The 26,685-nt window shown below is 67.6% G+C and carries 22 protein-coding genes; 12 read left to right on the forward strand and 10 right to left on the reverse strand.

Annotated elements, in window-relative coordinates; all coding sequences use genetic code 11:
* Together ACHZD8_RS07255 and ACHZD8_RS07260 are read right to left on the reverse strand one after the other, a co-directional pair.
* A complete protein-coding gene (locus tag ACHZD8_RS07255) occupies positions 1 to 1,434 on the reverse strand; it encodes a phosphomannomutase/phosphoglucomutase (protein ID WP_394769525.1) in 1,434 nt (477 codons plus the stop codon).
* 10 nt (positions 1,435 to 1,444) lie between these two features.
* On the reverse strand, positions 1,445 to 1,669 hold the full coding sequence (locus ACHZD8_RS07260; protein WP_394769526.1) for a DUF3499 family protein: 225 nt from the start codon (positions 1,667 to 1,669) through the stop codon (positions 1,445 to 1,447).
* An 89-nt stretch (positions 1,670 to 1,758) separates the two neighbouring features.
* Here ACHZD8_RS07260 and ACHZD8_RS07265 point away from each other — a divergent pair, with 89 nt between their 5' ends.
* The gene (locus ACHZD8_RS07265) at positions 1,759 to 2,196 is read left to right on the forward strand and encodes a metallopeptidase family protein (protein WP_394769527.1); all 438 of its coding nucleotides are present in this window, start codon (positions 1,759 to 1,761) and stop codon (positions 2,194 to 2,196) included.
* A gap of 11 nt (positions 2,197 to 2,207) precedes the next feature.
* Here ACHZD8_RS07265 and ACHZD8_RS07270 read toward each other — a convergent pair whose 3' ends face one another.
* The 4 genes from ACHZD8_RS07270 to galE form a co-directional block, all read right to left on the reverse strand.
* Positions 2,208 to 3,719, reverse strand: a complete 1,512-nt coding sequence (locus ACHZD8_RS07270; RefSeq protein ID WP_394769528.1) for a DUF5719 family protein — start codon at positions 3,717 to 3,719, stop codon at positions 2,208 to 2,210.
* Positions 3,712 to 6,582 (reverse strand): glycosyltransferase family 2 protein, encoded by a 2,871-nt coding sequence (locus ACHZD8_RS07275; RefSeq protein ID WP_394769529.1) that lies wholly within the window; start codon positions 6,580 to 6,582, stop codon positions 3,712 to 3,714. Before ACHZD8_RS07275 ends, ACHZD8_RS07270 begins: the two co-directional genes overlap by 8 nt.
* A gap of 105 nt (positions 6,583 to 6,687) precedes the next feature.
* Positions 6,688 to 7,005 (reverse strand): WhiB family transcriptional regulator, encoded by a 318-nt coding sequence (locus ACHZD8_RS07280; protein WP_394769530.1) that lies wholly within the window; start codon positions 7,003 to 7,005, stop codon positions 6,688 to 6,690.
* 180 nt (positions 7,006 to 7,185) lie between these two features.
* The gene (gene galE / locus ACHZD8_RS07285) at positions 7,186 to 8,151 is read right to left on the reverse strand and encodes a UDP-glucose 4-epimerase GalE (protein WP_394769531.1); all 966 of its coding nucleotides are present in this window, start codon (positions 8,149 to 8,151) and stop codon (positions 7,186 to 7,188) included.
* A 250-nt stretch (positions 8,152 to 8,401) separates the two neighbouring features.
* On the opposite strand from galE, the gene ACHZD8_RS07290 reads away from it, so the two are divergent.
* Positions 8,402 to 9,355 carry a GlxA family transcriptional regulator gene (locus tag ACHZD8_RS07290; RefSeq protein WP_394769532.1) on the forward strand — a complete coding sequence of 318 codons (954 nt, stop codon included), beginning with the start codon at positions 8,402 to 8,404 and terminating at the stop codon, positions 9,353 to 9,355.
* Positions 9,356 to 9,399: 44 nt separating this feature from the next.
* On the opposite strand, the gene ACHZD8_RS07295 is transcribed toward ACHZD8_RS07290, so the two are convergent.
* Together ACHZD8_RS07295 and manA are read right to left on the reverse strand one after the other, a co-directional pair.
* Positions 9,400 to 11,466: a hypothetical protein gene (locus ACHZD8_RS07295; protein ID WP_394769533.1), complete on the reverse strand. Its 2,067-nt coding sequence runs from the start codon at positions 11,464 to 11,466 to the stop codon at positions 9,400 to 9,402.
* 154 nt (positions 11,467 to 11,620) lie between these two features.
* Entirely contained in the window at positions 11,621 to 12,820 is a 1,200-nt protein-coding gene (manA, locus tag ACHZD8_RS07300; RefSeq protein WP_394769535.1) for a mannose-6-phosphate isomerase, class I, read from the reverse strand.
* A gap of 136 nt (positions 12,821 to 12,956) precedes the next feature.
* Between manA and ACHZD8_RS07305 the strand changes: the two genes are divergently transcribed.
* Positions 12,957 to 14,180, forward strand: a complete 1,224-nt coding sequence (locus ACHZD8_RS07305) for an acyl-CoA dehydrogenase family protein (protein ID WP_394769536.1) — start codon at positions 12,957 to 12,959, stop codon at positions 14,178 to 14,180.
* Between the two features lie 56 nt (positions 14,181 to 14,236).
* On the forward strand, positions 14,237 to 14,680 hold the full coding sequence (locus tag ACHZD8_RS07310) for a hypothetical protein (RefSeq protein WP_394769538.1): 444 nt from the start codon (positions 14,237 to 14,239) through the stop codon (positions 14,678 to 14,680).
* Between the two features lies 1 nt (position 14,681).
* Here the strand turns inward: ACHZD8_RS07310 and ACHZD8_RS07315 are convergent, their stop codons facing one another.
* Positions 14,682 to 15,203 carry a VanZ family protein gene (locus ACHZD8_RS07315; RefSeq protein ID WP_394769539.1) on the reverse strand — a complete coding sequence of 174 codons (522 nt, stop codon included), beginning with the start codon at positions 15,201 to 15,203 and terminating at the stop codon, positions 14,682 to 14,684.
* Between the two features lie 183 nt (positions 15,204 to 15,386).
* Here ACHZD8_RS07315 and ACHZD8_RS07320 point away from each other — a divergent pair, with 183 nt between their 5' ends.
* Together ACHZD8_RS07320 and ACHZD8_RS07325 are read left to right on the forward strand one after the other, a co-directional pair.
* Complete coding sequence (locus tag ACHZD8_RS07320) at positions 15,387 to 16,700, forward strand: O-antigen ligase family protein (protein ID WP_394769540.1); 1,314 nt, start codon at positions 15,387 to 15,389, stop codon at positions 16,698 to 16,700.
* Positions 16,697 to 18,004 (forward strand): O-antigen ligase family protein, encoded by a 1,308-nt coding sequence (locus tag ACHZD8_RS07325; RefSeq protein WP_394769541.1) that lies wholly within the window; start codon positions 16,697 to 16,699, stop codon positions 18,002 to 18,004. The genes ACHZD8_RS07320 and ACHZD8_RS07325 overlap by 4 nt, the downstream gene beginning before the upstream one ends.
* Before the next feature lie 2 nt (positions 18,005 to 18,006).
* Here the strand turns inward: ACHZD8_RS07325 and ACHZD8_RS07330 are convergent, their stop codons facing one another.
* The gene (locus ACHZD8_RS07330) at positions 18,007 to 19,314 is read right to left on the reverse strand and encodes a UDP-glucose dehydrogenase family protein (protein ID WP_394769543.1); all 1,308 of its coding nucleotides are present in this window, start codon (positions 19,312 to 19,314) and stop codon (positions 18,007 to 18,009) included.
* 274 nt (positions 19,315 to 19,588) lie between these two features.
* Between ACHZD8_RS07330 and ACHZD8_RS07335 the strand changes: the two genes are divergently transcribed.
* The 6 genes from ACHZD8_RS07335 to ACHZD8_RS07360 all read left to right on the forward strand — a co-directional run bounded on the left by ACHZD8_RS07335 (position 19,589) and on the right by ACHZD8_RS07360 (position 26,669).
* Positions 19,589 to 20,599: a glycosyltransferase family 4 protein gene (locus ACHZD8_RS07335; RefSeq protein WP_394769545.1), complete on the forward strand. Its 1,011-nt coding sequence runs from the start codon at positions 19,589 to 19,591 to the stop codon at positions 20,597 to 20,599.
* Complete coding sequence (locus ACHZD8_RS07340; RefSeq protein ID WP_394769547.1) at positions 20,596 to 21,795, forward strand: glycosyltransferase; 1,200 nt, start codon at positions 20,596 to 20,598, stop codon at positions 21,793 to 21,795. Before ACHZD8_RS07335 ends, ACHZD8_RS07340 begins: the two co-directional genes overlap by 4 nt.
* Before the next feature lie 4 nt (positions 21,796 to 21,799).
* Complete coding sequence (locus ACHZD8_RS07345) at positions 21,800 to 23,092, forward strand: O-antigen ligase family protein (RefSeq protein ID WP_394769548.1); 1,293 nt, start codon at positions 21,800 to 21,802, stop codon at positions 23,090 to 23,092.
* Positions 23,093 to 23,328: 236 nt separating this feature from the next.
* Positions 23,329 to 24,351 (forward strand): hypothetical protein, encoded by a 1,023-nt coding sequence (locus ACHZD8_RS07350; RefSeq protein ID WP_394769550.1) that lies wholly within the window; start codon positions 23,329 to 23,331, stop codon positions 24,349 to 24,351.
* Positions 24,348 to 25,433, forward strand: a complete 1,086-nt coding sequence (locus tag ACHZD8_RS07355; RefSeq protein ID WP_394769551.1) for a glycosyltransferase — start codon at positions 24,348 to 24,350, stop codon at positions 25,431 to 25,433. The genes ACHZD8_RS07350 and ACHZD8_RS07355 overlap by 4 nt, the downstream gene beginning before the upstream one ends.
* 87 nt (positions 25,434 to 25,520) lie before the next feature.
* Complete coding sequence (locus tag ACHZD8_RS07360) at positions 25,521 to 26,669, forward strand: acyltransferase family protein (RefSeq protein WP_394769553.1); 1,149 nt, start codon at positions 25,521 to 25,523, stop codon at positions 26,667 to 26,669.
* Positions 26,670 to 26,685 lie beyond the last annotated feature (16 nt).

Raw genomic sequence — 26,685 nt, forward strand, 5'->3', positions numbered from 1 at the left:
CTACTCGCGGATGAGCGCGAGCACGGCATCCCGCACCCGGGCCATCTCCTCGGGGGTCGCCGCCTCCACGTTGAGTCGCAGCAGCGGCTCGGTGTTGGACGGACGCACGTTAAACCACCAGAACGGCTCATCGGAGGGCACGATCCCCGTCACGGTGAGGCCGTCGAGCTCGTCGAACTCGGCGATGCCGTTGTACGCGTCCACGATGCGGCTGTAGGCCGACGGCACGTCCGTGACGGTGGAGTTGACCTCGCCGCTCGCGGAGTACGGCGTGTACTGCTTCGACAGCGCGGAGAGCGGCCTGTCGTGCGATCCGAACTCGGCGAGGATGTGCATCGCGGCGAGCATGCCGTTGTCCGCTCCCCAGAAGTCGCGGAAGTAGTAGTGCGCGGAGTGCTCCCCGCCGAAGATCGCGCCGGTCTTGGCCATCTCGTCCTTGATCAGCGAGTGGCCGACCCTCGTGCGCACCGGGATCGCGCCGGCCGCCTCGATGGTCTCCTCGACGATCCGCGAGGTGATGAGGTTGTGGATCACGAAGATGTCGCCGTCGGGCTGCAGGGCGCGCACGCGGGTGATCTCGCGCAGCGCGACGATGGCGGCCACGGCGGACGGCGTGACCGCGTTGCCCTTCTCGTCCACGACGAAGCAGCGGTCGGCGTCCCCGTCGAAGGCCAGCCCGAGGTCGGCGCCGTGCTCGACGACGGCCTTCTGCAGGTCGACGATGTTCGCCGGCTCGAGCGGGTTCGCCTCGTGGTTGGGAAAGGAGCCGTCGAGTTCGAAGTAGAGCGGGATGATCTCGATCGGCAGTTTCGCGAGCCCGGCGGCCTCGCCGAGCACGGCGGGCACGGTGAGCCCTCCCATGCCATTGCCCGCGTCGACCACGATGCGGATCGGACGGATGCCGGACAGGTCGACGAGGGACCGCAGGTACCCGGCGTAGTCGGCCAGCACGTCCACGGTGCGGAAGGTGCCGGTCTCGGCGACCTCGCCGACGCCGGTGGACAGGTACTCCTGCGCGCGGTCGCGGATCGAACGGAGGCCCGTGTCGAAGCTGATGCCCCTGGCACCCGCCCGGGAGAACTTGATGCCGTTGTAGGTTGCCGGGTTGTGGCTCGCGGTGAACATCGCGGCCGGGGCGTCGAAGTGGCCGGAGGCGAAGTAGGACTCGTCGGTCGAGCAGAGGCCGATCGAGAGCACGTTCGCCCCGCGGTCCTGCGCCCCACGGGCGAAGGCGGCGGCGAACTCCGGCGACGAATCGCGCATGTCGTGGCCGACCACGACATCCGTTCCCGCCGCCTCCACCTCGTCGACGAATGCGGCACCGAGCGCCTGCACCACCTCTTCCGTCAACTGGGAGCCGACGAGGCCCCGCACGTCGTAGGCCTTGATGAATGGTGCGAGGTCGATTGCGCCCGAAGAGCTGGCAGAGTTCATGCCGACAACGCTACAGGGCGGATTGCCCCGTGCGACCGAGGGAGACGTGCCGCACGACCTGCCAGCCCTGGGGCACGGACAGCCGCTCGGCGTGTCTCGGGCAGAGGTCGTAGCTGTGCGGTTCGGCCTGGCGACTGAGCGGACCGAGCACCGCCATCGAGTCGGCGTAGACATAGGTGAGAGTGGAGACGGCGTCGTTGGTGCACGCGACTTTGCTACAGGGTCTGCCATCCATTTGGCTCCACTCTAGCCACGCGCCGGCCGTGTCGGCGCGAGCCTCGCCGCGCACGTCGGGGGGCCCGCTGCGGCGGATAGAATCGAGGGATGGCTCGCCCCAGAAGTGCAGGTGCCTCGGCGAGACCGGGCTGGCGGGATCGCCACGGCCGGGGCATGCGTTCGGCCGTCACCGGGCCACAGCTGCCGCTGCTGCACTCGCGCGCCGACCTCTTCGACATGACCGTCGCGTCGACCGCCGAATACCTCAAGGACATCTGGCCGGACGAGCTCGCGAGTGTGAGCTTCGAGGTGGCCGGCCTGCCGAGCGCGGTCGGCGACAGCGGGGGCATCGACCGGTGGCACGTGATCGCCGCCGAGCGCCGCGTGATCCTCTACCGCCTGCCGATCGAGCGCCTCGCGCACCTGCACCACCATGACGATCTGCATCGCCGGATGCTCATCGAGAGCTGCGTGTTCCGCGCGGTGGCGGAGCTGCTCGGCAAGGACCCCTGGGATCTGGCCCCCGAGCGCTTCCGGCACCTGTAGCGGCGCGCCGACTACGGGAAGATGCGGATCGGGCGCGAGGCGGGCGCCGAGCCGCTCACCGTGTACGCGCCGAGTTGCGCGTCTCCGCTGTAGGTGACCGCGAGCGACAGGGTCGAGAAGCCGCTCACCGTGTAGGCGGACGAGGCCACGACCGGGTAGGTCACGGTCTGGCCGGCCGGCACGGTCACCTTCGCATCCGGCTGACCCTTGGTGGCGATCTTCACGGTCGCCGACGCGCGAGAAGAATTGGCCAGGTGCAGCTGGGGTGACGGCCCGGGGGCCACCTCCACCAGCGCGTTGCCGTCGAGCGGTTCGGCGGCCGCGAGCCAGGCGAAATCGCTCTGGCCGGTGGAATCGACCGTGGACACCCGGGCGCCAGCGACGAGGGGGATGTCGGAGCTGACCGAGACGGTGTAGCTGCCGTCGTCGAGGGTGTCGAGGGGCACGTCGGTGACCATCCCGGCCGGCACATCCACCGCCACCGCCTTGATCTCCGCTGTGCCGTTCTCCGGCACCACGCTGACGCGTGCCTTTGCGGCCTTGTCCCCCGGGACGAACAGTCGGATCACCGACCCGAGGTCGGCGAAGCCCGGCTCGCCCTGGCGCGCGACCACCGCATCCGAGTTGGCCACGACCATGCCGGGGATCACCGAAGTGGTGGTGGGGCCGGATGCCGCACCCACGACGTCGACGCCGCCCGGTTCCAGGGTGCGCACCGTCGACTGCTGCAGGTTGGCGACCACCTGTCCGCCGCGGCTCTGCACGCGCACGACGGGAGACACGGTGTTGGGAGCGAAGCCGGCGAGGGAGAACACCCGCTGGCTGCTGGCGGGGACACCGATTCCATCGGTGCCCGCGGCGCTGACGACCCCGTTCTCCGAGTAGATGGTGAGGGTGACCGTGGCGGGCACCGCGCTCGGGTTGCTGAGGGTGAGCAGGGTGGTGCGGCCGGTATCGGTCGCGCCGCCGACGAGCCAGCTGTCGCTCGTGGCCTCGGTGCACTCGGCCGCCGCGAAGCCCACGAGATCCTCGGAACTCACGGCCTGGGACTGTGCTCCCGCGAGGAGCGGCCGCGCGGCCGTGGACGAGCCGGCCGGCAGGGTGAGCAGTTGCGGGGCGACCCCCGTCGTGTTCTCCGTGGCGCTGAGCGGTGCGGCCTCGGCCCTTCCCGCCGACTGGGCGAAGCGCACGGTGGGCCTGCCCACGGAGCTGGCCGTGGCGGCGCCGGCCCCCGACTCGTCGCCGAGCCGCAGCAGCGGTCCGGCGCAGACCCGCTCCTGGGCCGTGGCCACGGGGGTGACGAGAACCGACGGCGGGCTCACGGCGTGCCTCGGGATCGGAAGCAGGGCGGCGGCGGCCAGCGCCAGCGCCGCGACTCCCACGCCGACGGTCCCCGCGACGATTCGCGCACCGACGAGCACCACGCCACGCGCCCGGCCCGGCGTCTTCGCGGCCGGCAGGGCTTCCGGCACCGGATCGGGGGCGACCTCGAGTTCGGGTTCCGGTTCCAGGTCGTCAGTCATGATCCTCCTCATCGAAGGTCCCGGCCGGCTCGCCCAGCACCGACCCGCTCACGTTCTGGCGGCGTCGGCGGCGCACCGTCGGAATCCCGAGAAGCAGGGTGAGGCCGAAGACGATGCCCTGGCCCACGAGTATCCCCACGCCGAGCTGGGTGCTGGTGTTGCCCGGCCGCTGCGGAACCGCGCCGTCCGGCAGCGCATAGCGCCAGAGCAGTCCGTTAGCCGTATTGCCGACGGAAGCGAAGAGCGAGTTGCCGTCGAGCGCCTCGGCGGTGCGCCGGTGCACGGCCTGCTGGTTGTCCTCGGGCCGGGCGAGCAGCACGAAGCCGATCGACAGTTCGCCCAGGCTCGATGCGGCGTCGAAGCCGCTTCGCGACGCGAGATTGCCCGAGAGCGTCGCGACGCGCTTCTGGTCCGCGGCCAGCCTCGTCGAGGTGGCGGCGAGCGTGGACTGGTCGTCGAGAGTGGTGCCGGAGCCGCGCTCGACGACCGCGGCCAGGGCGCCTCCGGCGAGGGGGGTGAGCACGAGGGTGCCGACATCCGGCCGCCCGTTGGCCTGGGCGGTGACCACCGCCGGCAGGATTCGGGAGCCAGGATGCACGGTGGCCGTGGCCGCATAGAGCGAACCCAGCAGAGGCACGACGAGCAGGGTCGAGGCCACCCCGGCGAGCACCCCGAGCGGCACCGAGACCCGGCCGAGGGAGTCGAGGCCGGTGACGACGCTCCCGATGAGTCCGAGCCAGTAGAGGCTGAGCGCGGCTCCCGGCCAGATGACGACCGCAGCGCCGCCGGCCGTGGCCACCGAGATGTGCGATCCGATCACCGCGGTGGCGAAACCGAGCAGCGCCAGGATCATCGACGGGGCGGCCCGCCGGGCCCCCGGCACGAACAGGGCGAGAAGCGCGAGAGCGCCGATCGGTGCGAGCAGCACCGCCACCAGCACGACCGGGGCGGTGCCGGGCAGGGAGAGCGAGTGGAGAACCGAACTCCAGCCGTGCAGGCCGGCGCCCGGCGAGAGGAGCGCGAGGCGCAGTCCGGATGTCTCCGCGCCGCCGGTCGGGACGCCCGGGTCCGCGAGCAGGGCCATCGGGTTGCCGCGGGCGAGCTGCTGCACGACCAGCGGGAGGAACAGGGCCGCCGCCGGCAGCGGAATCCAGATCAGCCGGTGCAGGCTCTTCGGGCGGGAGAGCAGCAGCGCGAGCCAGCAGACCAGCAGCGCGGGCGCAACGGACGGGGCGGATGCCGCCGCCACCGCGAGCAGGAGCGCCGAGCCGGCCGACGCGGACCACGATCTCGGCGCGGAGAGGCCGGCGAGCACGAGCCAGGGAAGAACGAGATGCACGATGGACGCGCCGAGGTGCCCGGCCGCCAGCGACCCGAGCAGCGGAGGCGCGAGGGCGTAGAGCGCGGCGGCGAGGGCCGGCAGCCACACCCGTGTGGTGAGCCGACGGGCGAGCAACCAGGCGCCGAGCGCGGCGAGGGGAAGCGCGAGCAGGTAGACGCCGAGGATGCCGAGGGACGGCTGCCAGAACGTGATCGACCCGAGCACGGCGAGCACGTAGGCGAACGGGTCGGAGGCGCCGACGAAGCCAACCCCGATCTCGCGCCAGCCGTAGCCCACGTGCGACCAGAGCTGGCCGACGGTGTCGCTCAGGGGAAGCAGCGTGCCGCCGACGAGGGAGGAGGCGCCGAGCACCGGACCGCTGAACACGATTCCGACGACGGCGGCAAGCACCACGACCCAGAGGCCGCCGTGCGCGACGAACCCGGCACGCGGGGCCCCCTGCACCACCACGGCGGTGGAGGAGACCGCTTCTTCCCTCGCCTGCGCGCGCCGCTCGCGCACCGCGCGGCCGGGGATCCGCAGCGAGGCGATGGCCGCCCAGCCGAGTGTGCGGCTGCGCGCGAGGTTGCGCCTGGCCCGGCCGATCCCCGTGGTCCCGAACGCCACGGCGAAGGCGGCGGCGAACTCTCCGCCCACGAGCCCTGGCCGCTTGGCGAGAACCTGGCCGATCGCGCGCAGCACGCCGAGCGGAACGAGGGACAGCCAGTGGAAGACGAGCGAGGCGGCCGGCGCGTAGACGAGTCGGCGGTGCAGTTGGGCCGTGCGGGCGATTCGGGCGCGGCGCATCTCGGACACCGACGCGCGCACGAACGTCTCGGGGCCGCCGGCGCTCGCGACCCTTGCCCCCGGCACGACGACCACGCGGTAGCCGGCGAGGCGCGCCCGCACCGAGAAGTCGAGGGCGGCGTCGATGCTCGGCAGGCCGGGGTCGAATCCGCCGAGCGCGGTCCACAGCGAGCGCCGAACGAGCATTCCGCCGGCGGCTACACCGAGCACGTCGTCCTGCACGTCGTGCTGGGCCTGGTCCAGTTCCCCCTCCACGAGGGCGAACGAGGCGCCGAACCGCGTCATGGTCTCGCCGAACTCGGCGATCACGTCCGGCTGCTCCCAGCGCATGAGCTTGGGGCCGGCGATGGCGACCGAGGGGGCGATCTCCACCGCCGCGAGAAGCTGGGCGAGGGCCTTGGGTTCGGGGGCGTTGTCGTGGGCGAGCAGCCAGAGCCACTCATCGTCCGTCGCGCCCGCGGGCGGCGCGCCGGGCCCGGCTGGAGCGAACGCGGCGGGCGCGGCAACGTGAATGGCGCGTGCGATGGCCGAGCCGAACGTTGTCTTCGATCCGACCGAGACGAGTTGGGTGGGCCCGAACTCGGCGAGGAGCTCGGCGGAGTCGTCCGTCGAGCCGGCGTCGACAGCGATCACGTCGTCGGGCAGGCGGGTCTGTCGAGCAATCCCGGCGATGGTTCGTTCGAGGTACGCCGCCCCCGAGTGGACAACGAGTATCGCTGTGACTCTCGCTTGCATCTAATCGAGACTAAGCGGCTTGGGCGCGGATGGGGTGGCCGACACGCACGGGGCGTGGCGAATCATCCGAGGCGCATCGACTCCACGCCCAGCCCGCGAGGATGGTCAGGCGCGCTTGCGAAGCTTGCGCCGCTCGCGCTCGGAGAGTCCGCCCCAGATTCCGAAGCGCTCATCGTTCTGCAGCGCGTACTCCAGGCACTGGGCCTTCACCTCGCAGGAGGAGCAGATCTTCTTCGCGTCGCGCGTCGATCCGCCCTTTTCCGGGAAGAAGGCTTCCGGATCGGTCTGCGCACAGAGCGAATCCGTCTGCCAGGACAGCGGGTTCTCGTCGTCGAGTTTCCCACGAACGCCTTGAACTCCCAGTCGAACGGGGTCGACGAACCAGTCCTCAGGTACACCTCGGCGCTGTTCGTCGATCGCCATAACATATCTCCCCTCGATAATGCGCTCGGCATGCGCATCACGTTAGAAGTAATTACACCCGTGTAGTTCGCTCCCGTCAAGTCGCAAATCGTAAAGGCTCAATTCGCTGTTTAGGGTTCGCGACGCGCCGCGGCCCTCAAATGGGGGGCACGATATATCGGGTCGCCCGGGAATCTCCTGTTAGCGGCCGTAAGCCTGCCGTGCGGCCCACGCGCTCGACACCATTTCGGTGAGCGAATGCCGCATTTTCCAGTCCAGATCGCGGGCGGCGAGATCCCCGGCGGCCACGATCCTGGCGGGATCCCCCGGGCGGCGCGGGCCGATCTCCGGAGTGAAATCGATGCCGGTCACCTGTGCCACCGTCGCCATGATCTCACCGACCGAAACGCCGTCGCCGCTGCCGAGGTTATAGGCGGGCTCGAGGGGCTCGCCGGCATCCAGGCGTCGCGCCGCCGCGACATGCGAGACGGCGAGATCGGCCACGTGGATGTAGTCCCGCACGTTGGTGCCGTCGGGAGTCGGATAGTCGTTGCCGTTGATACGCGGCGTGCGGCCGGCCACGAGGGCGTCGAACACGAGCGGGAAGAGGTTGTGCGGACTCGTGTCCGAGATGCTCTCGTCCCCGGAGCCCACCACGTTGAAGTACCTCAGCGACGTGTGCCGCAGCCCCTCGGCCACGGCCTGGTCGCGCAGCAGCCACTCGCCGATGAGCTTGGACTCGCCGTACGGCGACTGCGGGTTCTTCGCGGTGTCCTCGGTGACGGTGTCGACGTCGGGTGTTCCGTAGACGGCCGCGCTCGACGAGAAGACGATGCGGTCCACCTTGCGGTCGCTCATGGCGGCGAGCAGGATCGCGGTCCCGGTGACGTTCTGCTCATAGGTGTGCAGCGGACGCTGCACCGAGACACCCGCGTATTTGAACCCCGCGACGTGGATCACCCCGGTCACCTCGTGCTCGTCGATCGTGTCGACGATGCGGGCGCCATCCAGAATCGATGCCTGCACGAACGCGGCTCCCCGCGGCACGAAGCTCTTGTGTCCGGTGGAGAGGTCGTCGAGCACCACCGCCCGGAGGCCGGCCTCGAGCAGCGATCGAACAACGTGTGCACCGATATAGCCGGCGCCGCCGGTCACAAGCCAAGTCATGCTCTACAGGCTAGTACGGGGCGCCGATCGGCCGGGGCCGCGGGTCAGCGGGCTCAGCACCGAGCACGCGTGGGCTGGCGACGGTAGCCGTCGCGGTGGATGGCGACGAAGGATCCGGCGATCGCCCAGGTGGCGAGGCCCGTGATGATGAGTGCGAAAGTGATCATGGCAGTAAATCTAGGACTTGCGACTATCTGCCACGAGTGGCAGCATTGCCAGCAATCGTACAAATCCAGCCAAAGGTGTGGTCATGCTCAAGAAGGTCGTTCTGCTCGCACTTCCCGGGGTCGCCCCGTTCGAGTTCGGCGTGGTCTGCGAGGTGTTCGGCATCGACCGCCTGGACAGCGGCGGTCCGGCGTTCGACTTCACCATCGCGACCGCCGCCCCGGGCCCGGTGCGCACCAGCCTCGGTTTCGACATGATCATCGAACACGACCTGGCCGCGGCAGCCGATGCCGACCTCATCGCGGTGCCCGCCCACTCTCTCGACACGATTGACGAGGCGTACCTCGACGTGATCCGGGCCGCCGAGGCTCGCGGCGCGTGGGTGCTGAGCGTCTGCAGCGGGGCATTCGCGCTCGCGCAGGCAGGCATCCTGGACGGGCGCCGCAGCACCACCCACTGGATGCACGCCGACCGGCTCGCGGCCGGCTTCCCCGCGACGTCGGTCGATCCAGACGTGCTCTTCGTGGAGGACCGCAAGGTGGTGACGAGCGCCGGCACCGCCGCGGGCATCGACGCCGCCCTGCACATCGTGCGCAAGGAGCTCGGCGCCTCGGTGGCGAACGTGATCGCGCGTCGCATGGTGGTGCCGCCTCAGCGGGACGGCGGTCAGTCCCAGTACATCGACTTTCCGATCACCGAGCGCTGCGCAGACTCCTTCGCCGAGGTCGCGGAGTGGATGCTGAAGAACCTCGCCGAGGACCTCACCATCGACCAGCTTGCCCGCAAGGCCCTGATGTCCCCGCGCACCTTCGCGCGCCGCTTCCGGGCCGACATGGGGACCACCCCGGCGGCGTGGCTCAACAGGCAACGCATCATCCGTGCGCAGAACCTGCTCGAGACCACCGACCAGAGCCTCGAGTCGATCGCCGCGGAGACCGGCTTCGGCACGGCCGCGGTCATGCGCCACCACTTCGTCAAGGTGCTGCAGACCACGCCGACCACCTACCGCCGCACCTTCGGCGAGCGCCTCGCGGGCTGAGCACGGCCGGGGGCGCCCGGGATGAGCGTGCTCAACCCGCGAGTTCAGCCGCCCAGCGTGATGATGCGGCTACCGAATCGCTCGATCGCCGAAGTGTCGATCCTCTTCTTCACCTGCGGCGCCACGATCACACACCGCGTGTCGTCGGCCGAAAGGAGCTTGTCGACGAGCCTCGTCACGTCGACCTTTGGCGTGGCACTTTGCGTCTCGAAGAGGAGCGTGTTGATCGGCGCGGCCGACTGGGTCCAGTTGCCGGAGAACGACATCGCCCACTGGTTGGCCTGGTCGCTCAGCAGATCGTCCGGCAAGAGGGCGACGTAGACGGGTCGCGGGCACGGCCGCGACTGCATGATGGTGGCCGCGTGGAGGATGCGCGACGTCATCGCCGGCGACGAGGTGACGGACACCTGCAGGGCCGTGCGCAGGAGCACTCCCGGCGGGGTGAAGGCCAGGGGTCCCCCGGGCGGTGCCGCCACATACGACGACGAACCGAGCACCGCGACGACCAGGACACCGACGGACAGCCCTTCCAACCACCGGGTTGACGCCCCGTTCCGCGACTGTCGCACCCGCCCCACCCACGACCCCACGAGCACGAGCAGGAGCACCCCGAACACGATGGTGAGCCCATAGATGAACTTGAGCTGGTAGTAGCTGAGGGAGGGGGACTGGCGAAGCTGGATCACCACGAGGCCGATCGCCTCGAACGACCCCACCAGAATCACCGCGGCGATGAGGGCGACGACGTGCATGTCCATGCGACTGTCCGGCGCACGCGACGCCCCGCGAAGCCGGGAGAACGGCAACCGCGAGGCCCACCCCGCCGCGATTCCGATGGCGGCAAAGGCGATGACGGCCGCCAATACGACCGACACCGGGGGGAACCCTCCGCCGATGGTGAGAACCGACGCCATCGAGCCGACCGTGTAGGTGGCCAGGTAGACCAGAAGGCCCGCATACCCGACCCCGATCAGGGCGAACGCGACGATGATTACGGGCACAACGAGCGAACGCGGGTTTCGACGGTTCTCGAGCCAGGGGTAGCGCAGCAGGCCGAAGACGAATGGCACGAACGCCAACGGGGCGAGCAGGCTCCACGTGTGGGCGACGAGAACCAGTGCCGCCGCTAGCGCGAGGAGTGTCGAGCGGCCGGTTCTCACCTCCCCGAGCCCGATCACGCAGGCGATCAGCGTGCCGAGGATGGCGAGCAGAAAACCGGGGAAGCCGTAGGAGATCGCGTTGGAACCCATGCCGAGGAGGGCGAATGACACCACTCCGGCGCCAGCGATCATGGCGATGCCCGGGTGCCTGTGCAGGGGGCGGCTCGACGCGATGGCGGCCAGCAGTGTCACGATCGACACGGACAGGACTACCCCGGTACCCAGCCCGTAGAGGCCGATCTCCGTGTCCACCGATCCCAGCGACGGGCCGTGCAGAAGCTCAGCGGCGAACGCCGCGAGAACGTGGAAGTGCTGGGGATAGTTCGCGTAGGCGTAGGAGGATCCGGGGATCGGGTCGCCCCAGCCCAGACCGGTGACGAGGGTGCGCCGGATCATCGCGAACATCTCGAAGTGCCCGACGTTGTCGTTTCCCCACCCGTTGATGAGCATCGCGACGCTTCCGATGCCGGAGTGCACCCGCACGAACGGCAGGAAGTACCAGATGCTGAAGATCGCCCCGCCGAAGGGAATCAGGTCGGCCCAGGACACCGTCGGCAGCAGACCGCGTCGACGCCTCCGCGAAGAAACGAGGAGAAACGCGATGAACCCGAGGAGCGCGGCCAGGATCAGTCCCGAGTGGCCCACCCCGAAGACGAGCGGCCATTTGACCCACCACAGCACGGGGACCACGCCGAGCGCGACCGTCCCGTTGAGCGCGAGGCGTCGGGAGAGGGTGGCGGCCGACGGCACGAAGACCCAGGCACCCACCAGGAGCACCAACCCGATCGGCCCGCGGATCAGGCCGACGCCCGACGCCACGGCCACCAGTACGGCGACGAGCACCCCGATCGCGATGCCCACGATCAGCCGAGAGCGGCGCTCGGCGTGAGGCGCCGGACCGTCTGATGGAGGCACCTCATGCGGCGCATCCGTCCGTGCCGATGCGCTCACGTGTTCACTCGCACACTGTCCACGTCGAGAATTCCCCCTCGCAGGCACGCGCGCCCGTCTTCCGCCAGCCTAGCGGGCGCCAATTCGGTGCCCGACCTGTACTCCCGGTTCTCGAGTGGACAGGCGCGCGCCCTGTGAGCCGAGTTAGCGAGAATCATGCGGTGGCGCGCCCTTTCGTCGACCCCGTGGTGGCCAGGAACACCGTTCCGCCTCCGGAGACGTGCAGCGACCCCTCGTCGGGCGTCACGTAGGCCGCGGAGCCGCGCTCGAGGTCGATCGACGAGAAGGCTCCCGTGATGGTGAGCGCCCCCGAGGTGCAGACGACGATCGCCGGGCCCGTGATGGCGACCGTGGCATCCGCGTCCACCCGGTAGAGCACGAAGTCCGGCACGCTCGGCCGCAACACCGAGACCCCGGGGGCCGGGTTCTCGGCGGCGAGGTACGGCACGGGCACCGGGGTGAAGTCGAGCACGCCGAGCAGCTCGGGCACGTCGATGTGCTTGGGGGTGAGCCCGCCGCGAAGAACGTTGTCCGAGGCGGCCATCAGCTCCACGCCGAGCCCGCCGAGGTACGCGTGGATGTTGCCGGCCGGCAGGTAGAGCGCCTCCCCCGGCGTGAGGGTCACGTGGTTGAGCAGCAGCGAGATCACGATGCCGGGGTCTCCCGGGTACTCGGCGGCGAGCGCGCGCGCCACCGCGAGCTCGGGCACGGTCTCGGCGAGGGTGCTGACGAGGGCGACCAGGGTGGCCACGCCCGGACCCCGGGTAATCAGCCACTCGAAGGTCTCGCGCAGGCCGGTCGAGAGGGAGTCCAGCAGGTCTTCGAGCGGCTGCGGCTGCGGGTCCTCGAGCGCGTCCGCGGCGGCGAGGAGCCCGGTGACGAGCTCCCGCACCTCGTTCAGCGGGCGGAATCCGCAGAGCGCGTCGAAGGTGGGGCTGAGCGCGAAGATGAGTTCGGGCTTCGGATGCGCGTCCTTGTAGTTGCGGTGCGGGGCGTCGAGCGGCACCCCGAGGGCGTTCTCCCGCGCGAAGCCCGCGGCCGCCTGCGACGGGGTGGGATGCGCCTGCAGCGACAGCGGGGACGCCGCGGCCAGGATCTTGAGCAGGAACGGCAGCCGCCCGGATGCCGCGAACGGCCCGAGCGCGGTCTGCGGGTCGGCCGCGATCCAGGCCGCGAGATCCGTCGCGCCACCGGTCTGGGTCGGGTCGAGGATCACGCTCGGCGAGCCGGGATGCGCGCCCAGCCACAGTTCGGCCTCCGGTTCGCCGGACGGCTCGCGCCCGAGAAGCTCGGCGATCGCCGTCCTCGACCCCCAGGCGTACGGTCGGGGCGTATTGGTGATGCCTACAAACATCCGCGGTGTCCTTCGAGTCTCGGTTAGACAAAAGTACCAACCGCTTGGAAAACATCCAGCCACGGCGAATAGCCTCAAGGCGGGTCACGCACCACGACACCTCGCCTCCCCCACACCACAACGCAATGGAGCCTTCATGACGTCTCTGCTCGAAACCAGCCAGCTGCCCGACGAGGCGCTCCCGTTCCAGACCCTGCCGAGCGACTTCTACGGCTTCGAGAACGGCCTCACCGACCGCGAGAAGCAGCTGATCATGCAGCTGCGCGCCTACCTCGAGGCCGAGGTGTGTCCCATCGTGAACGACCTGTGGGCGAAGGCGGAGTTCTTCCCGCGCAGCGTCGTGACGAGGCTCGCCGAGCTCGGCCTGTTCGGCATGCCGTGGGAGGAGACCCGCCAGTTCGAGAACTCGGCGGTGTTCCGCGGCTGGGTGGCCCTCGAGCTTGCCCGCGTCGACGCGAGCCTCGCGACCCTCGTCGGCATGCAGAACGGCCTCGTTATGGGGTCGATCGCCGTCGCCGGCTCCCCGGAGCAGCGTGCCGAGTGGCTGCCGCGGTTCGCCTCGGGCGAGCTGCTCGGGGCGTTCGCCCTCACCGAGCCGCTCTCCGGATCGGATGCCGCCCAGGGCCTGCGCACCGTCGCCCGGCGCGACGGTGACAGCTGGGTGATCAACGGCGCCAAGCGCTGGATCGGCAACGGCTCGATCAGCGACGTCACGATCGTGTGGGCCAAGGACGCCGACGACGGCCAGGTGAAGGGATTCATCGTTCCCACATCCACCCCCGGCTATGTCGGCACCCGCATCGAGAACAAGCAGGCGCTGCGCATCGTGCAGAACGCCGACATCACCCTCGACAACGTGGTGGTGCCCGAGGCCAACCGCCTGCAGGGCTCCCGGTCGTTCCGAGAGACCGCGGCCGTGCTGCGCCTCACCCGCGCCGAGGTCGCCTGGGCGGCCGTGGGCAACTCCGTCGGCGCCTACGAGGCCGCGGTGCAGTACGCCGGCGAGCGCACCCAGTTCGGCAAGCCCATCAGCAGCCACCAGCTCATCCAGGAACTGCTCGCCAAGAGCCTCGGCAACATCACCTCGTCGATCGGGCTCGTGACCCGGGTCTCCCAGATGCTCGACGAAGGCACGCAGGGCGACGAGCACTCCGCCCTGGCGAAGGAGTTCACGACGAGCCGGATGCGCGAGACCGTGGCCTGGTGCCGCGAACTCTTCGGCGGCAACGGCATCGTTCTGGACTACGACGTGATCCGCTACTTCGCGGATGCCGAGGCCATCTACTCCTACGAGGGCACGCGCGAGATGAACACCCTCATCGTGGGCCGCGCCATCACCGGTCGCGCCGCGTTCGTCTAGGGCCGGCAGGCCGCCGCGGCCCGTCCATCGGCCCGCGACGGTCGTACCATGGAGGCGTGAGGAAGCGAATCGGATTCGCCTTCGCGGTGCTCGCGAGCGTCGCCCTCGCGGCGTGCGCGCCCATCACCGCAAACGGTCCGTCCGGTGGCGGGCCCTCCGAGAGCACGACGCCGCGCGGCGCCCCGTCCTCGCTCACGCCGCGGCCGCTGGACACCGGCCAGCTGCCGCTCAAGAGCCAGGACCCGGATGCCGCGACGGTCGACGGCTACAGCGCCCGACAGGTCTGGGACCTGTGCGTCGCGGCGCTGAGGCGGGCCCACCCGGGCCAGGGACTCGACGAGAGCTTCGACGCGTCCGCGATCATCGCCGTGGACCCCGCGACCGCGCCACACAACGCCCGGCTCCAGGTGACCGTGAAACAGTCGAGCGAGTCCCCTCCCCTGCGCTGCTTCGTGGCCGGCGAGGTATCTTCTCCGGCCGTGGTGGGCACCTCAGGCTGACCTAGTGCAGGCTGCCCGCACGGGAGGCGGAGTGCGCCCCCGAAACCTCGCGCTCCCACAGCACTCGGGCGACGACCTTCTGATCCCGGGTGTAGACGAGAGCGCGCAGGGTGACGGCGATCAGCACGCCCACGACCGCCCCGATCGAGTTCGACACCACATCGCTGACCGTGGCAAACCGCGCAGACAGGAACGCGCCCTGTGTGAGCTCGATCGCCACGGAGAACAGCGGACAGACGATGAGGGCCAACCACCACGCGCGCATCGGAAGAATCAGGGCGACAAGAAAACCGATCGGCACGAACATCACGACGTTGGCCGAGAATTCGAGCTTGTTGTAGCCGAACCACTCGGGAACACCGTTGCGGTGAAGCACCGCGAGCATCTTTGCGATCGCTCCCCCGTACCCCTGGTCCACGGGCACCGGCCACATCGTCAACGTCAACACAATGGCGAGGCAACTGGCAAGCGCGATTGCGGCCAGCCCGACCCGCACGCGACTCTTCGGCGGTTCACCCGACATAGTTGTCCGTCATCCTCTCTTCGAGAGCACGAGCGTACCAAGCGCCCCAGCCATCCGAGCTGAGGACGGCTCGCACCCTGCCGGCAGGTGTCGCCCCTGCTGCCCGGCAGAACGCGGCCGGACAATCCGCCGCGAGGCCGCGCCCGGGCGTACTGTCAGCCCTCCAGCGAATAGCCTGTGGGGATGGAGATACTCGATAGTCGCGGATTCCGTCTCGGGTTCGCCGGCTTCGTGCTGTTCACCGGGCTCGCCGGCGACTTCTGGCGCAACTCCCTCTCCTGGTACGGCTACGGGGCGATCGTCGCGGTGATCGTGGCGATCTCGATCGTGCTCCTGGTGCGCAATCGTGCGAAGCTCCGCCTCAGCGGCCTGCCGTACACGCTTCTGGCGTTCCTGCTGGTGACCACGGCCTCCGTCGCCTGGTCGTTCTACCCGCTGTACAGCGCGCTCGGCGCGACCGTGCAGCTCGTGACCACGGCCGCCGCCGTCTCGATCGTGATCACCCTCAGCTGGACGCAGCTGCTCACGGTGCTCGGCTGGGTGTTCCGCGCCATCCTCGGCCTGTCGTTCCTGTTCGAGTTCGTCGTGTCGGCGTTCATCCGGCACCCGATCTACCCGATCTGGGTGGCCCCGGAGGCGCACCCGGCGGCGCTGCTCTACTGGTCCCGCAACCTGCTCTTCGTGAGCGGCAAGATCCAGGGCATCCTCGGCAACTCGAGCCTGCTGGGCATGGCGGCCCTGCTTGGACTCATCGTGTTCTCGATCCAGCTCGCCTCGCGTCGGGTGGGGCGTGGATGGGGCTGGTTCTGGGTCGGCGTGGCCGTGCTCACCATCGGCCTCACCCGATCCGCCACCATCCTCGTGGGAGTGCTCGTCGTGGCCGTCGTGGCCGTGGCGGTTCTCGTGGTGCGCCGGGCCAGGTCCCGCCGGCTCGCCTACGCGGGAGTCGGGGCCGGCGTGCTGGTGCTCGCCGCGGTGGGCTTCCTGCTGCGCAACCCCATCCTCAGCGTGCTGGGCAAGAGCGACACCCTCACCGGCCGGCAGGGCATCTGGGACAAGGTGATCGGCCTGGCCACCGAACGACCGGCCTTCGGCTGGGGCTGGTTGAGCTACTGGATCCCGTGGATCGCCCCCTTCAAGGGACTCATCAGGCGCGGCGGGGTCGCGGTCGCGCACGCGCACAACGCGTGGCTCGACGTGTGGCTGCAGGTGGGCATCGTGGGACTCGTGGTGTTCGCGGCCCTCGTGCTCACCACCCTGCTGCGCTCGTGGATCATGGCCACCGACGGCGTCATCACCAAGCCGGGCGAACCGGGCCGGCTCACCTGGGTTGCTCTGCTGCCGATCCTCATGCTCACGGCGCAGCTCGTGCAGAGCGTGGCCGAGAGCCGCATCCTGCTCGAGGGCGGCTGGATGCTGCTGGTGATCTGGGCGGTCAAGACCAAGCTGACCCCGCTGGCGGCCGAGCCGTCGATCGCGGAACGCGAGACAGCATGACGCAGGTTCCCCCACCCCACCAGATTCTCGCCGCCGGCAAGAACTTCTTCGGCTCGCCGCGGTTCGCCGCCGCGCTCACCCTCACGATCATCGGCAGCGAGCTGGGCGCCCTCTTCCTGCAGCAGCTCATCGGCTGGGCGGGGCTGATCGGCATCCTCGCCGTGCAGGTGCTGTTCGCCTCGCTGTCGTTCGTGGCCAGACGCGAGGGAATCGAGTGGCACGGCATCCTGCCCATCTCCCTGCTCGTCTTCGTGGGCTGGGCGGCCATCTCGGTGTTCTGGAGCCAGTACCAGTGGGCCACCTTCGGCAGCGTGGTCTACCTCGGCGCCACGACCATGCTCGGCATCTACATCGCGCTCAACCGCGACACCATCCAGATCGCGCGGGCGTTCGGCGACGTGCTGCGGGTGGCCCTCGTGCTCTCGTTCGTGCTCGAGATCTTCTCGGGCGTGCTCATCGACGCCCCGATCAACTTTCTGGGCGTCCAGGGCAACCTCGCCGAGTTCGGGCCCATCCAGGGCATCTTCGGCACCCGCAACCAGCTCGGCGTGATCGCCCTCATCGCGATCGTCACCTTCGGCACCGAGCTGCGCACGCAGTCCGTGCGCCGGGGGGTCTCGATCGGGTCTCTCGTGCTCGCCGGACTCCTGCTGCTGCTCACCCGATCGCCGATCGCGTTCGGCAGCTTCATCATCGTGCTGGTGGCCGCCCTCGCGCTCTTCGGGCTGCGCCGGGTGCCCGCCGAGAGCAAGCGGTTCTGGCAGATCGGCCTGCTCGCCGCCACCATCACCGTGGCCGCCGTCGCCTGGGCGGCCCGCACGCCCATCATCAACGCCCTCAGCGCGAGCAACGAGCTCAACAAGCGGCTGGCGCTGTGGCGGCCCATGCGCGTGCTCATCCCGGCGCACGAGCTCGAGGGCTGGGGCTGGGTGGGCCACTGGCGCCAGGACGTTCCCCCGTTCCAGGTGTTTCCCAACTACTTCGACCGCATCCCCACCTCCGGCCTGAACGCCTACCTCGACGTGTGGTTCCAGCTCGGCCTGATCGGCCTGTTCGCCTTCGTCGGCCTCGTGGGGCTCACCTTCATCCGTTCCTGGCTGCTCGCCTCCCGCCAGCGCAGCTTCGTCTACGCCTGGCCGGCCCTCGTGCTGGTGGTACTGCTCACCACCGGGCTCGCCGAGAGCTCCCTGCTCGTGGAGTTCGGCTGGCTCACCTTCGTGGTCTGTTGCGTGAAGGCGGCCCGGGAGCTGAGTTGGCGCAAGGCGTTTGCCGCGGCAGGGCCGCCGCCGCCCGTCGAAGAGTAGCCCTACGGGCGACCCAGCCCATGGTAGGTCCAGCCCGCCGCACGCCAGGCGGCGGCGTCGAGCTTGTTCCGTCCGTCGATGATCGTAGGGTTGCGCACCAGGCCCGCAGCCCACACGGGGTCGATGCCGGCGAACTCCGGCCACTCGGTGACGAGCACCACGGCATCCGCATCCCTCAGCGTTTCCGCGATATCGGCGGAGTAGGCGATTTGAGGGTGCCGTGCCCGTGAGTTCTCGATGGCCTGCGGATCCGTCGCGATGACGTTGGCCCCGAGCCCACGCAACTGCACGGCGACATCGAGGGCCGGTGAGTCGCGAACGTCGTCGGAATGCGGCTTGAAGGCGAGGCCGAGCACCGCCACCTTCTTCTCGTTCACCACCGAGCCGAGGGCGTGCACCGTGAGATCGACGACTCTCTGGCGCCGCCTCAGGTTGATCTGATCTACCTCCTTCAGGAACGCGACGGACTCACCGCGGCCGAGCTCCTCCGCGCGCGCGGTGAAGGCGCGAATGTCCTTGGGCAGGCATCCGCCGCCGAACCCCACGCCCGCGTTCAGAAAGCGACGGCCGATGCGGTTGTCGAAGCCGAGTGCGTCGGCAAGCTGGGTGACGTCGGCTCCGGTGACCTCGGCGATCTCGGCCATGGCGTTGATGAATGAGATCTTGGTGGCGAGAAAGGCGTTGGCCGCCACCTTGACAAGTTCGGCCGTCGCAAAGTCGGTGACGACGACCGGCGTGCCCGCTGCGATCGCGGTGGCGTACACCTCGTTCAACGCAGCGACCGCGGTGTCGTCGCCGGAGGCGACGCCGTAGACCAGGCGGTCCGGCGACATGGTGTCGAGCACCGCGAAACCTTCGCGCAGGAACTCGGGGTTCCAGGCGAGCACCGCTCCGCTTCCGGATTCGTCGATCACGCCGGCGAGGCGTGCCGCGGACCCGACCGGCACCGTGCTCTTGCCCACCACGATGTCGCCGGGAGCGAGATGGGGCAGGAGGGCGTCGACGGCGGAGTCGACGTACGTCATGTCCGCTGCGTTGCTCCCGTCGCGCTGTGGCGTGCCGACGGCGACAAAATGCACGCGCGAACCCGCAACCTCGGCGATGTCGGTGCTGAAGCGCAGACGGCCGGATGCCAGTGCAGAGCTGAGGATCTCGGGCAGACCGGGCTCGAAGAACGGTGGTCGGCCATCGGAGAGCTGCGCGATTTTCCCGGCGTCCACGTCAATGCCCACCACATCGTGCCCGAGCTTGGCCATCGCCGCCGCGTGCACCGCTCCGAGATACCCGCATCCGATGACCGAGATCTTCATGTATTGCTCCATACGTTCCGGCGGCCGACCTGGCGCAGCTTCAGACAGTCAATCAGACGGCGGTGCCGGCCAAGCCGCGCCGCAGACCCAGCGTTCTAGCCTCCCTGACCCGCTGTGCGAAGATTGGGACAAAGTTGACACCGGCACACGCTCGTGACAACGTCGTTATTTGAGATTTCCCCAGCTTAGGAGTGCATCGGCACCGGGTGAGGGGACTGTGGGGACTGTGTTGATCGGGAACAGGCGCACCAGGGTAGCGGTGAACTGTCGGTGGATGGCCAAGGAATTGACGGGCACCGAGCGCTACGCCGCAGAGGTCACTCGTGAGCTCGTCGCGGCAGGAGACATGGATGTGGAACTCCGGGTCCCAGCCGATGCGGTTCTGCCCGACTGGGCGGCCAGCGCGAAGGTGATCCGCTCGCGCGCAACGGGAATGTTCTTCGAACAGATCGCGCTCCCGTTGACGACGCTGGGCACCCACCTCCTCAACCTCAGCGGGCCCGCCCCGCTGATTCGTCGCAACCAATCCGTCGTGCTGTTCGACGCGAGCGTCTTCCGGTATCCGCGCACCTTCAGTCGCGGTTTCGTCGCCTGGTACACGGTGCTCTACCGGGTGCTGTCGAGGACAGCACGGCACGTGTTCACCATCTCCGAATTCAGCGCGGACGAGATCGCCGAGGTCGTGCGTGTGCCCCGATCCCGCCTTACCGTCGCGCCCTGCGGTGCCGACCACGCGACGCGGGCGATTCCCGAGCGGCCCCGACTCGACCTGCCGAGCGACTACGTGCTCTGCATCGGCACGCTCGCGGCTCGCAAGAACCTGCTTCCGACCACGCACGCCCTCAGCATCGCCGGCACGAACGTCGTCGTTGTCGGCGCGGCCGGAAAGTCGCAGGTGTTCGGCGCGGCGTCAGGGCTCTCCGAGGCCCCGGCCAATCTGCTCGTGGCGGGACGCCTCTCCGATGCGGAGGTCTGCTGGCTCATCGACAACGCCACGGCGCTCGTCTTCCCCTCGCTATATGAGGGGTTCGGGCTTCCCGTCGTCGAGGCGCAGGGACGCGGATGCCCGGTGATCTGTGCCGACCGGTCGTCGCTTCCCGAGATCACGCAGGGATCGGCGCTCATGTTCGACCCCGACCATCCCGAGGCCGTCGCGCGACTCGTCGCCGAGTTGCAGAATATTCCCGGGATGCGGGAGACCGTGATCGAGAGTGGCCTGGAAAACGTGAAGCGGTACACCTGGGCGCGCACCGCGCAGATCATCACGGGCGTGATCGCCGGATGAGGATCGCTATCGTCTCGACCTCGTATCCACCGAACGTCATCGGGGGCGCCGAACGCTCCGTGCAGGAGCTCGCCAAGGGTCTGGTGGCGGCCGGCAACGAGGTGAGGGTGCTCTGCCTCGGCCCCGAGAACGGCGACGGTCGACTCGAACTGGACGGCGGCGTGCAGGTGCGCAGATTCCCGTCTGTTGCCTTCCGGCCATTCTCCACCGAGGGGAAGAACGCCACCCGGCTCGGCAAGCTGCGCTGGCACGTGCAGGAGGTTGCGCGCCTTGCCACCTATCGGTTTCTGAAGCGGGAGTTCCGCGAGTTCGCTCCCGACGTGATCCACGCCAACAATCTTGCGGGATTCGGATGGCTCGGGTGGCGTGCCGCCGGCCGGGTTCCCCTTGTGCACACGACACGGGACTTCTATCTCTCCTGCATGGCGAGCACGCACTGGCGTAACGGGGCGCCCTGCAGCCCGACTCATCTGCCCTGCCGCGTGAGCAAGGCGCCATTTCGGCTTTCACGGCGTCGGCCGGATCTCTTTGTCGGCGTGAGCGACGACATCATCGAGCGACACCGGGGGTATGGCACGATCCGTGCCGGCGAGAGGTCGCAGACGATCTACAACGACCCGAACCTCTCGGCGCTGCAGCAGCCGCGATCGCCGCGCCCCGCCTCCGGCGAATTTACTTTCGGGGTGCTCGGCCGCGTGGGTGACGACAAGGGCACCTGGCGAATCGTCGACGCGCTTTCGTTGCTCCCCGAAAGAATCGGCGGCCGAGAGATCCGCGTTCGCATCGCGGGAAGCGGAACCGACGACGACCTGGCGCGCCTGCGTGCTGCTGCCGTGAGAGATCCGCGCCTGTCCTTCGTGGGCACCGTCGTCCCGGCCGAGTTCTACGCCGACGTCGACTGCGCGATCGTGCCGACGCAGTGGGCGGAGCCGTTCGGTCGCACCGCAGCAGAGGCGCTTCTCAGCGGCACTCCCCTGCTCGCATCGCGCACCGGCGGACTACCGGAGGTGTTCGACATCTACGGCGGTCGCGGTGCGCTGGTCGATGATCACCTGAGCGCTGCCGCGTGGGCGACGGCGATGACGGAAGCCGTCGCCACGGGTCTGCCGGTGCATCCGGTGTCGATAAACGCGCCTGCCGAATCGGTCTCTGATCAATATGGCCAAGCTTTCGCCGCTGTGAAGACGAGGGCGTAGAACATTGAAATATCTCGCCGTCGCGGTGCCATCAATAATCTTCCTTGCTGGTCTAATCGTGGTCTGGAAGGTGAAGCTAGAGTGCGCGCTCTGGGCTTCAGTTACGACCGCTCTGGTGATGGCGATAATGGTGCCCTCATTCGCGACCTCCGCGCCGGTCGCAGTCGCCGCTGTTGTGGGAGCGATTCTCGTTCTCGCGTTCGGCCTACTTCGAGACTGGAGGACGTTGAAACAAGCCCCCCTGCCTCTTGTGCTGATTTTCTTCACGCTGTGGTGCGCAACCGTGGGGTCTGTCGGCTCCCCGATCAAGCTCGTGCTGCTCAACCTCGGTACCGGAGCGCTACTTTCGCTGCTCGCGGTCGCCGTGGTTGGAGCGGCAAAGCGCCACACGAACTTCCTGCTTCCGTTGTTGGCCATCGTCATCGTGTTCGAAGTGCTCCTGGGACTAGCGGAGGAGTTCTTGGGCCTCAAGGCAATGTGGCCGCGAGCCAACGGCACGGACGTTATCGCTAACAGAGTGAACTCGATTGTTCCGTTTCTCGCGGGTCGGGCGATGGGATCCACCTCCCAGCCGATCCCCTACGGCGTGCTGCTGGGCTTCGCCTTGATCGTCTGTCTCTGGTTCGCCGTGCGCCGGAAATCCGCGCTCCTGTACTCGGCAGCCGCACTGGCTTTCGTCGGGATGCTCCTTAGCGGCACTCGATCGGCACTTCTCGGCGTCGGCGCCGCGATTGCCCTCTGGGCACTCCTTGCCCTGCGCCATCGGCTCAGGATCCTGATCCCGGTCCTCGCGGTGATCGTCGTTGGTGCCGTGACCACTCTGGTAGTTGTGCTCACATCCGGCGATCGAGCGCTGTTGACTTCTGATTCGGTCCTGCATCGGCTGGGAATCCTCGAGACCGCGGCTAACCTGCTGAAACGCAACGCCGCAGACTTCCTGTTCGGCAGAGGCTATCAATCCATGGGTGTCCTCATTCGATCCGGAGTTGTTCACGGCGTGGCAGGAATCGACGTATTCGACGAAGAATTCGTGCGTACGATCGCGAGTGTGGGATTGATCGGCTTGTTGTTATTGATTGCCGCCATTGCGCTGGGATTGAGACGCGGGAATCAGCTCTCCCGACTTTTGATCGTCTTCATCGTCCTTGGATTCTTCGCTTACGATGCGCTGAGCTGGCGACTGAGTGCCACCTTGTTCGTCGTCGCTCTGGCCTACGGTTATGGGACGGAGAGGTCACTCGAGAATCCGGGCATTCGATTCAGTTCGCTGACATCACGATTCTCTAAAGCACGATGAGACCCACCTGGCGCAGAATTCGCAAATTCGCCGCGTTTGCTTCGATACCGATGATCGGCGCCGCCACCCCTCTCCTGTCGATCCCAGCAATCACCCTCATGTTTGGTAGCAGGGGGTGGGCATCCGTCGCAGTAGGTCTCTCTTTGGGAGCCGGCCTGGCCGTTCTGGTGGAATTGGGCTGGGGGCTCACAGGCCCTCAACTTGCCGCCCGCACTAAGTCTGACGATCGTCCCCGCTTGTTTCTTTTGGCACTTATCACCCGATCGGTCGTCTTCGTCGCGTGCCTCCCGGTGTTGTTGTTGGTGCCGCTCATCCCCGGGGCCCCCTATTCGGACGTGGCTATCCTGGCAACCCTCAGTGCCGCTGCCGTTGGAGTATCCCCAAACTGGTACTTTCTCGGCACAGGTCAGCCGACCAAGATATTGCTCGTGGACTCCCTCCCACGAGTCGTCGCCGTGGTCGCCAGCTCGGTTCTTCTCCTCTTTGGCGCACCACTGTGGATTAGCCCGCTATTCTCGCTTCTGGTCTCCCTCGGGGCGCCCCTCCTTGCCTGGCGGTCAATTCGCCGCATCCCACACGAACACCCGAGAATTGCGCTTGCTGAGATCTGGCCGACCATTCGTGCGCAGGGCAATGCATTGAGCGGACGGGCGGTCAGTGCCCTGTACATGGCGCTTCCGACCGTACTGGTGGCGATCGTCGCACCCGGTGTCGTTGCGCAGTTCTCGGCGGCAGAGCGCCTAATGAGGATGACTCTCGCCGTGCTGCAAAGTGTTCCAAATAGCTTGCAGGGTTGGTTGGGCGCCACGCTCTCTCCGCGGAGCCGTCGAGACCGGATTCTCGGAGCGATACTCCTGAACTTGGCGCTCGGTGTCGCCGCAGGTACAAGCTACGCGTTTTTGGCCCCGTGGGCGTCGCAGGTAGTCTTCACCGGATCTGTCGAGGTGACGCCTCTGCTGGCTCTCACGGGCGGGGCTCTGGTGCTCGTCGTGTGCACTTCCCGAGCGACAGGTGGCCTCGGGCTCGTCAACTTGGACCGGGTGGGCTGGATCGCGATCAGTGCCATCGCAGGCGCTGTGACCGGTCTCACGCTCATCCTGGCCCTCGGTTCGATCTTCAAGGCGGAGGGCGCCTTGCTGGGTGAACTGGCCGCGGAATGCGTGGTTCTTGCTGTGCAACTCTTCGTGCTCAACAAGAGCCTGCAAAAGCTGCAACCCGAACCAGACATCTTTGATTTGAGCGACGGGAAGCAGCGATGAGAAAGGCGATCTACTTCGCCGTGACGGACGAGTCGTATCCGCGAAACCGTCGGATACGGAGTTATCTCGCGAATGAGGCGGGTTACGAACTCGTCGTCGAGGCTATCGACGCAAGTCGCGGATATGCTCGCAATGCTTTTCATCTTGCCGGCGTTCTCTTCCGAAACACCGCGGATGTCGATGTCGTAATCTTGGCGGAGTTCTCTCTGCAGTATGCGTGGATCGCGTGGCTGGTGGCTCGCAAGAGTCGGGCTTTGCTCGTGGTCGACTGGTTCGTGGGACTTCACGAGACCCGAATTCTCGACTATGCGCCGGAGAGGGCAGGCTCACCATCCGCGCGCGTGTGGCAAGCAATCGATCGGTTCGCCGTGAAGGTTGCCGACCTGCTCATCACAGATACCGAAATGCGAGCGCGCATGCTTCAGACAGAATTGGGCGCGAAGGCTCTGCCTATCGCAATCCCGGTAGGCGCACCAGACTGGGCTCGACCGGATCACACCGCTGTTGCCGTGCGGCACGCGAACAGCCCGCTACGGATTCTGTATTACGGCAACTACATACCGCTTCACGGGTTGCCGAATGTGATCCGCGCAATCGGTCTCCTTCCCGAGGAACTGGACGTGCGGCTTACCCTGGTCGGTGGTGGGCGCGACCGCGCCGAAGCGGAACAGTTGGTTGAGAATCTGGGGCTGAGTGACGTTTTCACGTTTGTGGAACCGGTCGGCGAAAACGATTTACTCGGAATTATCCGGCAACACCATGTAGTGCTCGGAATCTTCGGGTCAAGCCCCAAGGCGCTAAGCGTAATAGCAAACAAAGTGTGGCAGGGCCTGGCTGCGGGTGCCGTAGTCGTCACTCAGAAGAGCGAGGCCCTCAGAAAGCTGAGGCCTCTGGCGGGCGACCTGCTCCAGGAGTCGACCGGCGGCACGCCGTCGGCCATCGCCGCGATACTTCAGGAGATCTATGGAGGAGAGATCGACGCACCCAGCCAGGCACGGCGTCGTACCGACCGAGCTTTGGAGCGTTATGCAACGGCGCAACTGTCCAACTTCGCGGAAACATTGGATCGCCTCAGGCACTGACTCTCTCACGCTCTCGGCTTCGATTGCTCTTCGACTATTAAGTGATTTTGGGAAAGGGGTCGGGTGACGAAGTTGCACGCAGTCCAAGTGTCGGCACCGGCTTCGCCGCGGCTTTCCTCGTTGGACGGTCTACGTGGCGCATCCGCCGCCGTGGTGGTCATGCACCACGCCCTCCTCACTGTTCCCCAGTTGGCTCAACCGTATTATTCGGAAGAACCCGTTAGTGGGTCGATTGCCCGGCTCCTTGTGTACACTCCGCTGCACCTTGCGTGGGCAGGTACGGAAGCCGTCTACTTGTTCTTTGTACTCTCAGGCATAGTTCTCGCGCTGCCAGCGCTGAGGAATGGGTTCTCCTGGGCGGCGTATTTTCCGAGCCGACTATTGCGCCTCTATCTGCCAGTGATAGCCGCGGTGATCCTGGCCGCTGCCCTCATCGCGCTCGTTCCGCGATCGGGGAACGACCCCAGCGCTTGGCTCCAGTCCCGGCCCCGAGGTTTCACTCCGACCACTCTCGTGCAGGACATGCTCCTTCTGAGCGGCGTCTCGCGAACAGTCAGCCCGCTGTGGTCGCTCCAGTGGGAAGTGCTCTTCTCGCTTCTTCTCCCCGCTTATCTGTTCGCAGCGCAGCGGCTTCGCTTCACGATGCAACTCGCGGCTGGTCTGGCGCTCACTCTCCTCGGCTTCATGCTCCAACTCCCCGTCTTGATGTACTTGCCGATGTTCGCGATCGGCACAGCTCTCGGGTCTCGCTGGGACCTCGTCGACGCGGCAGCCAGCCGGTGGTCCGCCAGGCGATTCGCCAACGCGATGTGGGCTGCAGCGATGATGGGCGGACTCTTGCTAACGATCGGATACTGGCTTGTCTTGCCTGTAACTCACGGATCATGGCTACGGTCAGTCGCGGGTCCCGTTGCATTGCTCGGCGTAACGCTCGTCATCTTGAGCGCCGCTTTTTGGCGACCAGCAAAATGGGTTCTAACCCGCGCCCCCTTTCTGTGGTTGGGACGCGTCTCATTCGCCCTCTACCTGATCCACGAGCCGATAATCATCGCGGGTGCGTTCTTCTTCCACGACGCACGTTGGTCGATTGCGGTTTCGATTCCCGTAGCTATAGCTGCCTCGTGGCTTTTCTATCGGTTCGTCGAGCGGCATGCCCACAACCTCGCGCGCAAAGTGCAACTTAGCCTGAATCCACCGGTCCGCTTTGTTGAGTGGTGTTTTTTCGACGTGGTTTGAGTTGTTGGGATGTGGG

The sequence above is a fragment of the Lacisediminihabitans sp. genome (assembly GCF_043726815.1).
Lineage (GTDB): Bacteria > Actinomycetota > Actinomycetes > Actinomycetales > Microbacteriaceae > Lacisediminihabitans.